This window comes from Bacillus sp. 179-C3.3 HS (genome assembly GCF_047229225.1).
In the GTDB taxonomy this organism is placed as follows: Bacteria; Bacillota; Bacilli; order Bacillales; family Bacillaceae; genus Bacillus.
The window spans coordinates 52011-65867 of sequence record NZ_JBFEFT010000018.1 but is presented as its reverse complement, the minus strand read 5'-3'; the positions used below and the strand labels follow the sequence as shown (position 1 = coordinate 65867).

The following is a 13857-nucleotide window of genomic DNA, read 5'->3' as shown; positions in this document are numbered from 1 at the left end:
ATATAAACAATATATAATTTAGATCAAAACAATCTCTTTTTGAGATAGATGGGTGTGAACTGCAAAAATGGAGCTTCGTCAATTACGATATTTTGTAGAAGTCGCTGATCGAGAACACGTGTCAGAAGCAGCAGAAAACTTACATGTCGCACAATCGGCCATTAGCCGCCAGATTGCAAATTTAGAAGAAGAGCTAGGGGTTGAATTATTTGAACGTGAAGGACGTAACATTAAATTAACGAAGATCGGTCGCCAGTTTTTAGATCATGTCAGAACAGCATTAAAGGCGATTGATTATGCGAAAGAACAAATTGATGAATATCTAGATCCCCATAAAGGGACTGTGAATATCGGGTTTCCGACAAGTCTTGCTAGCCAAGTACTCCCTTCTGTCATTTCTGCTTTTAAAGAGGAATATCCAGAGGTCGATTTTTTACTTCGTCAAGGCTCCTATAAATTTCTCATTGACGCTGTAAAAAATCGAGATATTGATCTCGCCTTTTTAGGACCAGTGCCGACGAACGATCCTCAATTAGAAGGACATATTTTATTTTCAGAAAGCATTTATGCGCTCTTGCCGATTAGTCACCCATTTAGCGGACAACGCAGCATACATTTAAGTGATTTGAGAAAGGATCATTATGTTCTATTTCCGGAAGGATATGTGCTGAGGAAAATTGCGGTCGATGCTTGTAAGCAGGCAGGATATGAGCCGAAGATCTCGTCTGAAGGTGAGGATTTAGATGCCATTAAAGGGTTAGTATCTGCAGGTATGGGCGTTACTTTATTACCCGAAAGCGCCTTTTATGAAACAACACCTCGGTTTACGGTGAAAATTCCGATCGACTTCCCGCACGTTCGCAGAACCGTTGGAATCATTACACCTAAATCAAGAGAAATCTCTCCATCAGCGCAAGATTTCTATGTGTTTGTAAAGGATTTCTTCTCTAAAATTGAACAATATAAATAATTCACGAACTGAAGACATTTCATTTGTCGTCATCACCCCTCTTTGTATATGATGAGTGACAGAATCACAGATTAGATGAAAGAAAGGTATCGGTATGAAATCAATTTTATCCTTTTTAAAGCCTTATCGGTTATCGGTTGTCTCGATTGTCATCCTCACCTTTTTAAGCAGCATGCTTCAGTTATACTTACCAACACTGACTGCGGATATCGTAGATGTCGGTATCGTGCGAGGAGATACTGCGTATATTTGGAAGGTTGGCGGCTGGATGATTGCTTGTTCTTTACTCGCGATCTTGCTTACGATCTGGAAATCCTATTTATCATCCAAAACGGCACTTGGCTTCGGCCGTGATATGAGAAGACAGTTATTTGTCCATGTCGAACAATTTTCACTAGAAGAATTCCAAAAGATTGGGACGTCTTCCTTCATTACAAGATCAACAAACGATGTCAAGCAAGTCCAAGATGTGACCATTATGATCTTGCAAATGATGACAAGAGCCCCTTTGATGCTCGTTGGCGGGATTCTATTGGCTGTCTCAAGAGATGCTGTGTTATCTCTTATTTTCCTAGCAGCCCTCCCCCTACTTGGCGGGTTTATTTATTTGATTTCAAGAAAAGCCATCCCGCTATTTGGTCAGCTTCAGAAAAAGACAGATCGTTTGAATTTGATTATGCGCGAGTCTCTTTCTGGCATCCGTGTCATTCGTGCCTTTAATCGAGTTGAAGATGAAAAGGAGCGTTTTCAGCAAGCCAATACGTCCTATAAAGACACTGGCCTGCGCGTCAATCGATTAATGGCGTATTTATTCCCGTTTATGCTCATCATGATGAACTTCACAAATATCGGCATCGTGTGGATTGGGGCAAATCGCATTGATGCAGGACAGATGGAGGTTGGAAATCTCATTGCCTTTATTCAATATGCGATGATGATTTTAATGGCACTGATTATGCTGTCGATGAGCTTTATTATGATCCCACGGGCGCAAGCATCTGCGAAACGGATCAATGAAGTATTAAACATGGAACCAAAGATCAAAGACAAGAGTGAGTCGATTCGAGAGCTTTCGCAACCCGCAAAAGCCATTCGCTTTGAAGATGTCTCCTTCTATTACTCAAACGCTGAAAAACCGGCAGTTCAAGGGATAACGTTTGAAGTGAAAACGGGTGAAACGACAGCCATCATTGGAAGTACTGGTTCTGGAAAAACGACCCTCCTTCAGCTGATGACCCGGTTTTACGAACCATCAAATGGCCGGATTACACTAGATGGGATCGATATTAGACACCTCAATCAAGACACATTAAGAAGCCAAATGGGCTATGTTCCTCAAAAAGCAGTCTTGTTCAATGGCACCATTACAGATAATGTACGCTTTGGGCGGCAAACTGCGAACGATGAAGACATTTGGCAGGCACTTCGTACTGCACAAGCTGAAGACTTTGTTCTGCAAAAAGATGGTGGAATTGAGGCGGAAATCGATCAAGGTGGATCGAATCTGTCAGGTGGTCAAAAGCAGCGACTCTCAATTGCGAGAGCACTCGTTCGAAAACCAGCATTCTATCTATTTGATGATAGCTTCTCAGCCCTTGATTACAAAACAGATGCGAAGCTTCGGGCATCATTGGAAGAAGAAAAGCAGTATGCGGCCTTCATCATTGTCGCGCAAAGAATCAGCACAGTGAAGCATAGTGATAAAATCATTGTGCTTGACGAAGGCAACATCGCTGGGATTGGAACACATGAACAATTAAGTCAAAACAACCGTGTGTATCAAGAGATTGTTGCATCACAAGAAGGACAGGAGGTGAAGCAAGGATGAGTAAAAAAATGTCCTCTGGAATGGGACATCGAGGCGGACACCGCGGAGCACCAGCTGGCAAGCCAAAGGAATTTAAGAAAACCTTATTTCGTTTGGCGGGCTATTTAAAGCCAAGAACAACCCAGCTCATCATTGTGCTAATTGCCGCAATCGGATCAACCGTCTTCAATGTCATCAGTCCAAAATTACTCGGGGATGCCACCTCTTCCCTCTTTGACAGTTTCACACAAGGGACAGCTGTTCAATTCGATGTCATTGGCCAAATTCTATGGCTACTGGTTTTGTTATATGTGATTGCTTCCCTCTTTTCATTTGTTCAGCAATATGTGATGGCGGGGGTATCTCAGCAAACCATTGCTGAATTACGCCAAGAGGCAAACGACAAGCTCACACGTCTCCCCCTCCGTTATTTTGATAAAACAACTCACGGAGACACATTGAGCCGTGTCATGAATGATATTGATAACATCAATACATCCCTACAGCAGGCACTCACCCAAGTGATCACCTCTGTCATTACAGTGATCGGGATTATCATCATGATGCTTGTCATCAGTCCGTTATTAACCTTACTTGTTTGTTTGACATTACCTCTTAGTCTGTTCGCCATAAAAGGCATCACGTCATTTTCACAAAAGCATTTTAAGGCGCAGCAAAAAGAGCTAGGTCTCATCAATGGACACATTAATGAAATGTTCACAGGACATCAGACCGTCCGTGCATACGGCTATGAAAAGAAAGCGATCGCGACGTTTGATCAATTAAATGACCAGCTTTACGAATCATCTAGAAAGGCACAGTTTATCTCCGGCTTGATGATGCCGATGATGACCTTTATTGGAAACCTTGGCTATGTTGCAGTAAGCGTCGCTGGGGGGATTCTTGTGATTAACGGAAATATTCGTGTGGGAGATGTTCAAGCGTTTATTCAGTACACACAACAAATGTCGCAACCACTTGTGCAAGCCTCAAGTGTGGCGAACTTAGTACAATCAGCCATTGCATCTGCTGAAAGGGTTTTTGACATTTTAGATGAAGAGGAAGAAAGCACCGAAGAAGATGCGGCTGTGGAGCTTGATTCACTTTCAGGAGATGTGACCTTTGAGCAAGTACAATTCGGTTATGACAAAAATCAACCGGTTATTAAAGAATTGAATTTACATGTCAAAGAAGGACAAACAGTTGCCATTGTGGGGCCAACAGGCGCAGGAAAAACGACCATCATTAATCTGCTCATGCGCTTTTATGAATTAGATCGAGGCTCTATTCGCATTGGAGGCGTGAAAACGACCGACCTTAGCCGCCGGCAAGTGCGCGATTTATTTGCGATGGTCCTTCAAGATACGTGGCTTTTTGAAGGCACCATTTACGATAACATTGCCTACGGAAGACAAGGTGTGACGAAAGAAGATGTGATCCAAGCCGCGAAACATGCCTATGCTGATGATTTCATCCGAACGCTTCCTGATGGATATGACACACTTTTAACAGAAGATGCCGGGAACCTATCACAAGGTCAGCGTCAGCTCTTAACGATCGCCCGCGCGATTTTATCTGATCCAAAGATTTTGATATTAGATGAAGCGACAAGTAGTGTAGATACACGGACAGAGATGCACATTCAAAAAGCCATGAATGAGCTAATGAATGACAGAACGAGCTTCGTGATTGCCCACAGACTTTCAACAATCAAAGATGCCGATCTCATTTTAGTCATGAAAGACGGCACCATGATTGAAAAAGGAACGCACAATGAGCTTTTAAACGAAAAAGGCTTTTATGCGGACTTGTATATGAGTCAATTTACAGAACATCAAGTAGGTTAAATTGAAAAGGATAGACAGCATGGAAACATGCCTGTCTATCCTTTTTTAGTTACTTTTACACTAAGTTTTGTGAGGTATTCCGCTTCATTTTTAGACAAGAGCGAATGGAGTACATACTCCTCAAAGACATCTCCATCCAGCACCATTTCTTCTGCCTCAATCTGATCTAGTAAATGTGAGTAGGCAGATGCAATGTCTTCAGGTGTACCTTGATGATACAAAACCGCATAAAGGCCAGCAGGCTTTTTGACAGCACCAGGTCCTTCCATTCGGCAAAACAGCCTATCTGACTCATGATAGCGACGCTGAAGAAATGGCTCTTTTTTTAAAACAGAGCCATTGGCTGCAGCGCCTTTCACACCAATCTCCTTCATGAACTCACCCACAATACGAGAGATTTCCTCTACAGAAGTGTTCAAATCAATCGGGTTTGATGCACTAAGAACAATCGATTCTTCTGGCAGTTCTTGAAACAAAACCTCCCCTGGGTTCACGGATGTTAATTCATTCGTCGTCTCGATCACACGCATTAGAAAAGATTGGATATCCTCTAGTTTTTGTATCTCCTCTTTGACCTTTTCCACTTGTTCTAGCGCGAGATTTTGTAGTCTTTCCTGAGAAGGTTCGGTGAAATATTGTTTTAACTCTTTGATCGGAAACTGTACAGCACGAAGGGATTGAATCGCAATAAAGTGATCAAATTGCTCCATTGTATAGTAACGGTATCCATTTTCATGGACGCCAGCCGGCTTAAACAAATCAATTTTATCATAATAAAGCAGTGTATCTTTTTTGACATCAAATAACTTGGCAAATTCACCAGTGTAAAACGTTTTTTGCACATCATTGATCATTTTAACTCTCCTCTCTTGACTATGGAGTTACTCCACCCTTTATCATAACACGCAGGAACATAATGAACTGAAGAAAGGATCAGAAAATGAACAAAATCACTCAACATCAAGTCACATTAGCATTGGCACACCAAGAGGACTTCCCTTCAATGAAAAAAGAGATGCAAGAAGCGTTTATAGCTGGCGTGATCGACGCCTTTGGCGACGCACAAGGTGGACCTATTCCTCCGGATGATGCGATTGATGCATCGTTCCAAGCGAACGAAAACATGGTTTATCACATTTTGCTGAATGGTGAAAAGGCTGGCGGCGTTGTTTTAAAAATCAACCGCCAAACACATCACAACTCGGTAGACTTGCTTTATATCACTTCCTCCTCACACAGCCGCGGGATTGGTCAGGCGGCATGGAAAGCCATTGAAGCGCAATACCCAGAAACAAAAATATGGGAGGTTGTAACGCCCTATTTTGAAAAACGCAACATTCATTTCTATGTCAATAAATGCGGGTTTCACATAACGGAGTTCTATCATTTACACCATCCAGATCCAAACGCACCTCATGATCATAAAGATGATACGTTCGTACCGGAAGAATGTGAATTCTTTAAGTTCGAGAAAGTCATGCTGTAAATAAAAAAACTCCCCATTTGAGGGAGTTTTTATGTAGTGACAACGGTTGGGCGTTTATCGGTAGAGAGAATAGCAAACAAATAATGATCTTTCCACTCTCCGTTGATTTTCACATTTTGTCTAGACAGCCCTTCTTTTTGAAAGCCTGATTTTTCAAGTACACGGATGGAACCAATATTGTGTGGCTGAACACCTGCTTCAATTCTATGTAGTTCAAGGACTTGAAACGCTTCATCAAGCATGAGCCCAATCGCATCAGTCGTATACCCTTTTCCATTCTGCTTTTGATCAAGCCCGTACCCAAGCCAGGCACTTTGAATAACATCTCTCACAATACCAGTCAGTGCAATTGTTCCAATGAGCTGATCCGAGTCACGATGGAAAATTCCTTTCGCATACGTTTCATCTTTTTTTCGCCCTTCTTGATACGATTGAATTCGTTTTAATTGTCCATGAGCCGTGTAAAAATTCTCTTCCCTAAGTGAAGTAAATGGCTGAAAGAAATCGCGATTGTCATACTCAAGTGTTGTGAGTGCTTCGGCATCATCTTCCATTAAATCTCTTAAATAGATGGATGTGTGGCTGGTCTTCATGTGTCTCCTCCTTCTTGTCTATTCTTTCATCATACACTAAAAAAACACGACCTCCTCTAAAAAAGGTCGTGTTTTTTGTTTCGTTCCTAATGTCGAATCTGACCGTCACCGGACATGAGAAGTTTTGTTGTGGTGAGGGCAGTGAGTCCCATTGGGCCTCGTGCGTGCAACTTTTGGGTCGAGATTCCGATCTCAGCCCCATACCCGAGCGCCCCGCCATCAGTGAAGCGAGTGGATGCATTATGATACACGGCAGCGGCATCTACTTCATTTAAAAATATGAGCGCATTTTTCTCATCTTCTGTGACGATCGCTTCTGAATGCTTCGTTCCGTATTGATCAATATGAAGAATTGCTTCCTCAATTGAATCTACGATTTTCACTGCAAGATCAAGACTTAAATATTCATCCATCCAATCCGCTTCCTCGGCTGGAACGACATCTGTAAAGAAAGACTCTGCTTCCTTGTCCCCATGTACCGTCACGTGATGCTCCTGCAATGCCTCATTCAATGTGTCCCCATTTTCTTTCAGCCAATCGCGATGAATGATCAACGTTTCTAGCGCATTACAAACGGCTGGTCGATTCGTTTTGGCATTGATGACAATCTTGGTGGCTTTCTTCACATTCGCTGTTTGATCAATAAAGACATGACAATTGCCTGTTCCTGTTTCAAGGACTGGAATGGTTGATTCCTCTACAACCGTTTTAATTAATGACGCTCCGCCTCGCGGAATTAAGACATCAATCCATTCCTTTAATTGAAACATTGCTTGAACCGAAGAGCGGTCTGTTTGTTCAATGAATTGAACCGCATCACGAGGAATCTTTGTTTGATCTAGTGCCTCATGAATGACGTTGACAATGGCTTTGTTGGAAGAAATAGCGGAGGAACCGCCTTTTAGTATGACTGAATTGCCTGCCTTTAAGGCAAGGCCTACTGCGTCGACAGTCACATTCGGTCTCGCTTCATAGATCATGCCGATCACGCCGAGCGGTACTCTTCGACTTTTTACATATAAGTCATTATCAAGAGTCCATTCATCCAATATTTCTCCAACAGGATCTGTTAATCTTGTCACAAGTCGCAGACTTTCCGCAAACTCATGAATTCGATCCTGATCTAACATTAAACGATCCATTAACGCTTCTGAGAAGCCTTTTTCTTTTCCTACCTGTAAGTCTTTTTGATTCTCTTGTAAAATAAAATGGCTATGCTTTTCTAAGGCTGTTGCGACATGTAGCAGCGCCTCATTTTTTTCTTCTGTGTCAAGTAATCCCATTTTCTTTGATACATGTTTTGCTTTCTTCGCTTTTTCTTTGACGGATGTGACAACATCAGCTGTCAGTGTCATGGAATTCCTCCCTTTTCATTAACAAACTGGAATTGATCGTTCTAAATGACAAACAAATGCTTCAAGATCGACGACATCAACAACTTCGCCTTGTAACAGCTCGCCATTTTTCGCAAGAATGGCCGCATCATAGTTGACAATGCCGAGTCCAATTTCTCTTTCACTTTGATCTAAAATGCGAACAACATCACCTTTTTTAAATGAGCCCTTCACATCAATAATGCCATCTGAATCGAGACTTTCTTCGCGATGAAGTAAGGATTCTTGCGTCTTCTCATGTACCATTAGTTCGCCTTTTGGGCCAGAATGAAACGCGATCCACTGCTTTTTATAATTAAGCGGTGCTAGGTTTTCATCAGCCGTAAAATAAGTCCCATCTACAGTGCCGTTCAGCGCCTTATCTAAAATATGCGGGGTATCCGCTTTTCCTAGAAAGCCATTAATCCCTGCCGCCATCGATATCTTGAAAGCATCAAGCTTTGACTTCATGCCACCTGTTCCAACACTGCTTCCTGCCCCTCCAGCAGCGGCTTCAATATCCTCAGTAATCTCTGTTACCTCTCGGATTCTTTTCGCATGTGGATTCGTATGCGGGTTCTCCTCATACAAACCATCGATATCTGATAAGATAGCGAGGAAATCAGCATCTATCAATCCTGCCACCTTCGCAGAAAGCGTATCATTATCCCCAAACTTTAACCGGTTAATGGTCACCGTATCATTTTCATTGATGATTGGGATAATGCCTCTGTCTAATAACACATTCATCGTATTTCGCACGTTTTGATAGCGGGTTTCATCTGAAAAATCACTTCTTGTGATTAAAAGCTGTGAGGCAATATAACCGTGCGATAAAAATAAGGTAGAATATGATTCCATTAACAGCCCTTGACCTATCGAGGCAGATGCCTGCTTTTCTGGTAATGTTTTCGGTCTATCCATAAACCCTAGTTTTCGATAGCCAGCTGCAACAGCTCCAGAAGAAACCAAGATGACTTCATGGCCTTCATCTTTGAGTTTCACAATTTGGTTGACGAGTTTTTCTAGTTTCTTCAGACTAATCTCACCTTGAAAGCTAGTCAGAGAACTGCTTCCGATTTTCACAACAATTCGTTTTCTCTCTTTATCTGCGTACACGTTATCACTCCTGTACTGAGACTCTATTTAGATCGATACTTTTTGTTTTTGTTGTTCGCTGATTTCTTTAGATCGATTGGTTGCATGTTTGACAGCTTGTTTGATGGCTTCCCCGCCACCAAAATCATCTAATGCATGAAGTCCTGCTGCCGTTGTACCGTTCGGGGATGTAATCTTTTCTCTTAAAATAGATGGGTTTTCAGCCGTTTCTTGAAGCATTTTGGCGGCACCAAGCAGTGTCTGAGTTCCGATTTGGCGAGACATCTCCTTTGATAAGCCTGCTTCTTCTCCTGCTTCTTCAATTCTTTCCATAAGGAAATAAAAATAAGCGGGTCCGCTTCCGGCAATTCCTGTGAATATGTCCATATGCTCTTCCTCTATGGTGTATACTTCTCCCATTTCAGATAGAAGCGCTTGGCTCATCGCCATTTGCCCATTCGTCACATATCGTCCGGCAGATAGCCCTGTGGCTGATGCACCAATGGTACTTGACGTATTAGGCATAACCCGCATCACTGGCTGCCCTTCATGAAGCATATTTTCAATAGATTGTGTCTTCACACCTGCAAGAACAGACATGATGAGCTGATGAGGTTGAATATGAGGTTTTAAGGTGTCAAGTGCTTTTTCAGCATCCTTTGGTTTCATCGCTAGGATCAAGATATCCATGTCTTCAAAAGGACATGAATCCATTGTCGCTGTTTGAATACCGTATCGTTTCGTTAGTTCATGAAGTCGATCCACATTCTGTCTATTTGTTGCGTAAATATGGTGAAGCGGCATCCGGCCTGATCGCACAATACCTGCAATCATCCCTTCAGCCATAGAACCTGCGCCAATGAAAGCAACTTTCTTTTGATCAATGATATGGAACCTCTCCCTTGTTCGCTTTTTGTTCGCGTTTTTCACACGTAAGTTATCGTAACATGATGAGAAATCGTGTCAAGAAAGGGCTAGCGCTTTTCAAAAGTCCCGAGTACATCAAAAACAGTTGACGCTATGTATGTTCACTACACTTTTCACATTGTATAATTTGAGTATAAAGAACTATCTACATTTGAAACATAAGACCCTTTCGTTCGACTGGATTCTCCAATTTATTTTTCTTTTCGGTGACTTCTATTACACGCTTTAGTAAGCGCTAACATTTTGTCGCTTTCTATTTTCCTAGATCATCTATGAACTTGAATGTTTCATTTAGACTATTGACATATTTTAGTGAACATGTCCGTTGAAATGCACCTTTCTCGGGTGATAACGTGAAAGGGAAATGATACGAAAAAGGAGCGTTCATCATGAAAGTGAAAGAAAACTATGTCAATGTCATTCCAATGAAAGAAATTCGATCAACACATGACCTTCTTTTCCCGTTCCCTCGTTACAATGAATTACGTTCGCAGGCTGATATCAGATATGACGAGACGAGAAAGTGCTGGGATCTCTTTCGGTATGCCGATATTCAGTTCGTTCTCAAGCAGCCAAAACTGTTCTCATCTCAGCGAGGAAGAAGTACGTCTAAATCAAGTATTTTAACAATGGATCCTCCAAAACATACAAAGATGAGAGCACTTGTGAATAAAGCATTTACTCCAAAAGCGATCAAACAATTAGAAGAAAAAATCAAAGACTTGACGCACGACCTATTACATCGGGTGCGGCAAGAACAGACATTTGATCTGGTTCATGATCTTGCTGCCCCTCTACCTGTCATGATTATCGCAGAGCTTCTTGGTGCAGAGGTTCAAGATAGGGATTTCATTAAAAAACATTCAGATGCCCTTGTTGCTGGTGCAGAAGACGACTCAAATGAAGCGATTCAAGCCGTTGTGGACATGCAGAAGCAAGCGGAAGAAGAGCTCTCCCAGTATTTTTCTCATTTAATCAAAAAACGAAAAGAAACACCGACAAATGATTTGATCTCTCTTCTTATACAAGCCGAAATTGATGGCGAGCATTTAACTGAAGATGAGCTGCTTGGATTTTGTATTTTATTACTCGTTGCTGGAAATGAAACAACGACCAACTTCATCACGAATGCCGTCAGAATTCTCACTGAAAAGCCTGATATTGCGAAATCCGTAAGGCAAGACCCTTCGCTTATCCCTCAATTGACTGAGGAAACATTACGGTTTTATCCACCTGTTCAAGCGATTGGTCGTATTGCAGTAGAGGATGTTAACATTGCCGGTCAGGAGATAAAAAAAGGCGATTATCTCATTAGCTGGATTGCGTCAGCGAATCGGGATGAACGGAAGTTTGAAGACCCTGATACGTTTCGACTTGATCGAAAATCAAACCCGCATATGAGTTTTGGCTTTGGGATTCACTTCTGTCTTGGTGCTCCACTCGCACGGCTTGAAAGCAATATTGCGCTAGAGATTTTATTCAATACTTTTGAAGAGATGACTTGTGCAACAGATGACTTGAAGCCCATCCAAAGTACGTTTGTTTTTGGCGTGAAAGAATTCCCTGTCAAGGTCACACGATATTAAGCGTCCCCTTTTTTAGGGGATTTTTCTTTTTCGAATTTTATGAACTCTTCTTACCTTCCACTCTCTAACGTGCTAAAATAAAGTCCATACAAAGTGGCAGAAGCATACAGAAAGGAAGCGAATGACCCATGACCGATTATTCAGCGATAAAAGATGGAATATTCAAATCAGTTTGTTCATTAGATTGCCCAGATCAGTGCGGTCTTTTAATACATAAAGAAAATGGAAAAATCGTGAAAGTTCAAGGAGATCCTGATCACCCAGTGACGCAAGGGAACATATGCAACAAGGTGAGAAATATGACTGAACGTATTTATGACCCAAAACGGCTAACAACTCCTTTAAAACGTGTTGGACGAAAAGGAGATGGTGAGTTTGAGCCTATTACGTGGGAAGAAGCCATTGAAACCATTCGGCAAAAATGGACAAACCTGATCAACGAAAAAGGTCCAGAAAGTATTCTGCCTTATAGCTTCTATGGCAATATGGGCAATTTGAATGCAGAAGGAATGGATCGGCGCTTCTTCAATCGTCTTGGCTCAAGCCAATTAGATAGAACCATTTGTCAATCAGCAGGAACGACGGGCTATAAATATACGATGGGTGCAAGTATTGGGACAGATCCAGAAGAAACGATTCACACGAAACTTTTTATCTTCTGGGGCATCAATGCCGTTTCAACGAACATGCATCAAATCACAATCGCACAAAAAGCGAGAAAACAAGGCGCCAAAATTGTCGTCATTGATGTCCATAAAAACCAAACAGGGCGAATGGCCGATTGGTTTATCCCCCTTCGCCCTGGCACTGACAGCGCACTCGCTCTTGGCATCATGCATGTTCTATTTAAAGAAGGCCGAACGGATTCGTCCTTTTTAGAAACGTATACAATTGGTCACGAAGAGCTTCGCGAGCACGTGAAGCAGTATGACCCAGAAATGGTGGAACAAATCACAGGTGTACCAAAAGATGATATCATCACACTTGCGAGAATGTATGCTGAAACATCGCCATCTCTTATTCGCATCGGAAATGGATTACAGCATCACGATAATGGCGGAATGAGCATTCGAACCATCTCCTGCCTCCCTGCCCTAACAGGCCAATGGCTTCATAAAGGCGGTGGAGCGATGAAATCGAACTCCTCTTTTCTCAGTTATAACGAAACAGCTTTACAACGACCAGACTTATTAACATCGCCGGCACCTAGAACATTCAATATGAACCAGCTAGGCAGTGTCTTACTGGATGCAACACCATCTATCGACTCAATCTTTGTCTATTCATGTAATCCAGCAGTTGTAACGCCTGAAGCCAATAAAGTCAGAGAAGGCTTACTAAGAGAAGATTTATTTACAGTCGTTCATGACTTGTTTCTCACAGAGACAGCGACTTATGCTGACATTGTACTTCCTGCGACATCTGCATTTGAGAACGAAGATTTCTATACATCTTACTGGCATCATTACATGCAAATTCAAGAGCCTGTCATTGAGCGATATGGAGAAAGTAAATCAAATACAGAAGTATTTCGACTGTTAGCTCATGCCATGGGCTTTGAAGAGGCGGCTTTTCGTGAGACAGATGCCGAGCTTATGCAACAAGCACTTCATCATCCCGAAAACCCATACTATGAAGATATTTCATATGAAGCCTTAAAGAAGAACAAATGGATAAAAGCAAAACGTGGTCCTTTTCATGAGATCAAGCTCCCGACTCCAAGCGGGAAAATTGAGCTTTATTCTGAAAAAATGAAAAGAGACGGGTATCCAGCACTCCCAACCTATGTACCACTTCATTTGGAAAGTGAATACCCACTGACTTTTATCCCTGGACCGAACCATAATTTCCTTAATTCGACCTTCTCTTTAAATGAAAAGCATCAAAAGCTTGAGAAATATCCGAAGCTTCACATGAATGAACAAGATGCGAAGGAGAGAAAGATAGATGACGGTGACATGGTGCGTGTGTTCAATGATCGAGGAGAATGTGAGCTGATCGTATCGGTCGGTACGCATGTGTTATCCGGCGCCGTTGTCAGCCAAGGGTTATGGGCCGATCAAAAAGGCAAAAAGCATTTAGTCAATGGATTAACACCTGACCGGCTAGCAGATATGGGTGGAGGCGCCACATTTTTCTCTGGTCGGGTAGAAGTGGAGAAAATATGATA

At 42.1% G+C, this 13857-nt stretch carries 11 protein-coding genes; 6 read left to right on the top strand and 5 right to left on the bottom strand.

Translation table 11 applies throughout. The annotated features are described in order from the left end of the window. Positions 1–67 precede the first annotated feature (67 nt). From AB1K80_RS12235 to AB1K80_RS12225, 3 genes are all read left to right on the top strand, one after another. Positions 68–970 (top strand): LysR family transcriptional regulator, encoded by a 903-nt coding sequence (locus tag AB1K80_RS12235; protein ID WP_412856897.1) that lies wholly within the window; start codon positions 68–70, stop codon positions 968–970. 94 nt (positions 971–1064) lie between these two features. Continuing rightward, entirely contained in the window at positions 1065–2798 is a 1734-nt protein-coding gene (locus AB1K80_RS12230; protein ID WP_412856896.1) for an ABC transporter ATP-binding protein, read from the top strand. After that, the gene (locus tag AB1K80_RS12225) at positions 2795–4624 is read left to right on the top strand and encodes an ABC transporter ATP-binding protein (RefSeq protein ID WP_412856895.1); all 1830 of its coding nucleotides are present in this window, start codon (positions 2795–2797) and stop codon (positions 4622–4624) included. The genes AB1K80_RS12230 and AB1K80_RS12225 overlap by 4 nt, the downstream gene beginning before the upstream one ends. 35 nt (positions 4625–4659) lie before the next feature. Here the strand turns inward: AB1K80_RS12225 and AB1K80_RS12220 are convergent, their stop codons facing one another. Continuing rightward, positions 4660–5478 (bottom strand): MerR family transcriptional regulator, encoded by an 819-nt coding sequence (locus AB1K80_RS12220; protein ID WP_412856894.1) that lies wholly within the window; start codon positions 5476–5478, stop codon positions 4660–4662. A gap of 86 nt (positions 5479–5564) precedes the next feature. On the opposite strand from AB1K80_RS12220, the gene AB1K80_RS12215 reads away from it, so the two are divergent. Then, positions 5565–6110, top strand: a complete 546-nt coding sequence (locus tag AB1K80_RS12215; RefSeq protein WP_412856893.1) for a GNAT family N-acetyltransferase — start codon at positions 5565–5567, stop codon at positions 6108–6110. 29 nt (positions 6111–6139) lie between these two features. On the opposite strand, the gene AB1K80_RS12210 is transcribed toward AB1K80_RS12215, so the two are convergent. The 4 genes from AB1K80_RS12210 to proC all read right to left on the bottom strand — a co-directional run bounded on the left by AB1K80_RS12210 (position 6140) and on the right by proC (position 10062). Next, positions 6140–6703, bottom strand: coding sequence for a GNAT family N-acetyltransferase (locus tag AB1K80_RS12210; protein WP_412856892.1), 564 nt, complete (start codon positions 6701–6703; stop codon positions 6140–6142). An 86-nt stretch (positions 6704–6789) separates the two neighbouring features. Beyond that, positions 6790–8058 carry a glutamate-5-semialdehyde dehydrogenase gene (locus tag AB1K80_RS12205; RefSeq protein ID WP_412856891.1) on the bottom strand — a complete coding sequence of 423 codons (1269 nt, stop codon included), beginning with the start codon at positions 8056–8058 and terminating at the stop codon, positions 6790–6792. 18 nt (positions 8059–8076) lie between these two features. Then, positions 8077–9195 carry a glutamate 5-kinase gene (gene proB / locus AB1K80_RS12200; protein WP_412856890.1) on the bottom strand — a complete coding sequence of 373 codons (1119 nt, stop codon included), beginning with the start codon at positions 9193–9195 and terminating at the stop codon, positions 8077–8079. Positions 9196–9222: 27 nt separating this feature from the next. Next, positions 9223–10062 carry a pyrroline-5-carboxylate reductase gene (gene proC, locus AB1K80_RS12195; RefSeq protein WP_412856908.1) on the bottom strand — a complete coding sequence of 280 codons (840 nt, stop codon included), beginning with the start codon at positions 10060–10062 and terminating at the stop codon, positions 9223–9225. Positions 10063–10490: 428 nt separating this feature from the next. Here proC and AB1K80_RS12190 point away from each other — a divergent pair, with 428 nt between their 5' ends. Next, positions 10491–11687 carry a cytochrome P450 gene (locus AB1K80_RS12190; RefSeq protein WP_412856889.1) on the top strand — a complete coding sequence of 399 codons (1197 nt, stop codon included), beginning with the start codon at positions 10491–10493 and terminating at the stop codon, positions 11685–11687. Between the two features lie 128 nt (positions 11688–11815). Further along, on the top strand, positions 11816–13855 hold the full coding sequence (locus tag AB1K80_RS12185; protein ID WP_412856888.1) for a molybdopterin oxidoreductase family protein: 2040 nt from the start codon (positions 11816–11818) through the stop codon (positions 13853–13855). The last annotated feature ends 2 nt before the right edge of the window (positions 13856–13857 follow it).

What these genes read in the sequence shown, in the direction of transcription:
- AB1K80_RS12235 (WP_412856897.1), top strand. Translation starts at nt 68, where the DNA reads ATGGAGCTTCGTCAATTACGATATTTTGTAGAAGTCGCTGATCGAGAA.
- AB1K80_RS12230 (WP_412856896.1), top strand. Translation starts at nt 1,065, where the DNA reads ATGAAATCAATTTTATCCTTTTTAAAGCCTTATCGGTTATCGGTTGTC.
- AB1K80_RS12225 (WP_412856895.1), top strand. Translation starts at nt 2,795, where the DNA reads ATGAGTAAAAAAATGTCCTCTGGAATGGGACATCGAGGCGGACACCGC.
- AB1K80_RS12220 (WP_412856894.1), bottom strand. Translation starts at nt 5,478, where the DNA reads ATGATCAATGATGTGCAAAAAACGTTTTACACTGGTGAATTTGCCAAG.
- AB1K80_RS12215 (WP_412856893.1), top strand. Translation starts at nt 5,565, where the DNA reads ATGAACAAAATCACTCAACATCAAGTCACATTAGCATTGGCACACCAA.
- AB1K80_RS12210 (WP_412856892.1), bottom strand. Translation starts at nt 6,703, where the DNA reads ATGAAGACCAGCCACACATCCATCTATTTAAGAGATTTAATGGAAGAT.
- AB1K80_RS12205 (WP_412856891.1), bottom strand. Translation starts at nt 8,058, where the DNA reads ATGACACTGACAGCTGATGTTGTCACATCCGTCAAAGAAAAAGCGAAG.
- AB1K80_RS12190 (WP_412856889.1), top strand. Translation starts at nt 10,491, where the DNA reads ATGAAAGTGAAAGAAAACTATGTCAATGTCATTCCAATGAAAGAAATT.
- AB1K80_RS12185 (WP_412856888.1), top strand. Translation starts at nt 11,816, where the DNA reads ATGACCGATTATTCAGCGATAAAAGATGGAATATTCAAATCAGTTTGT.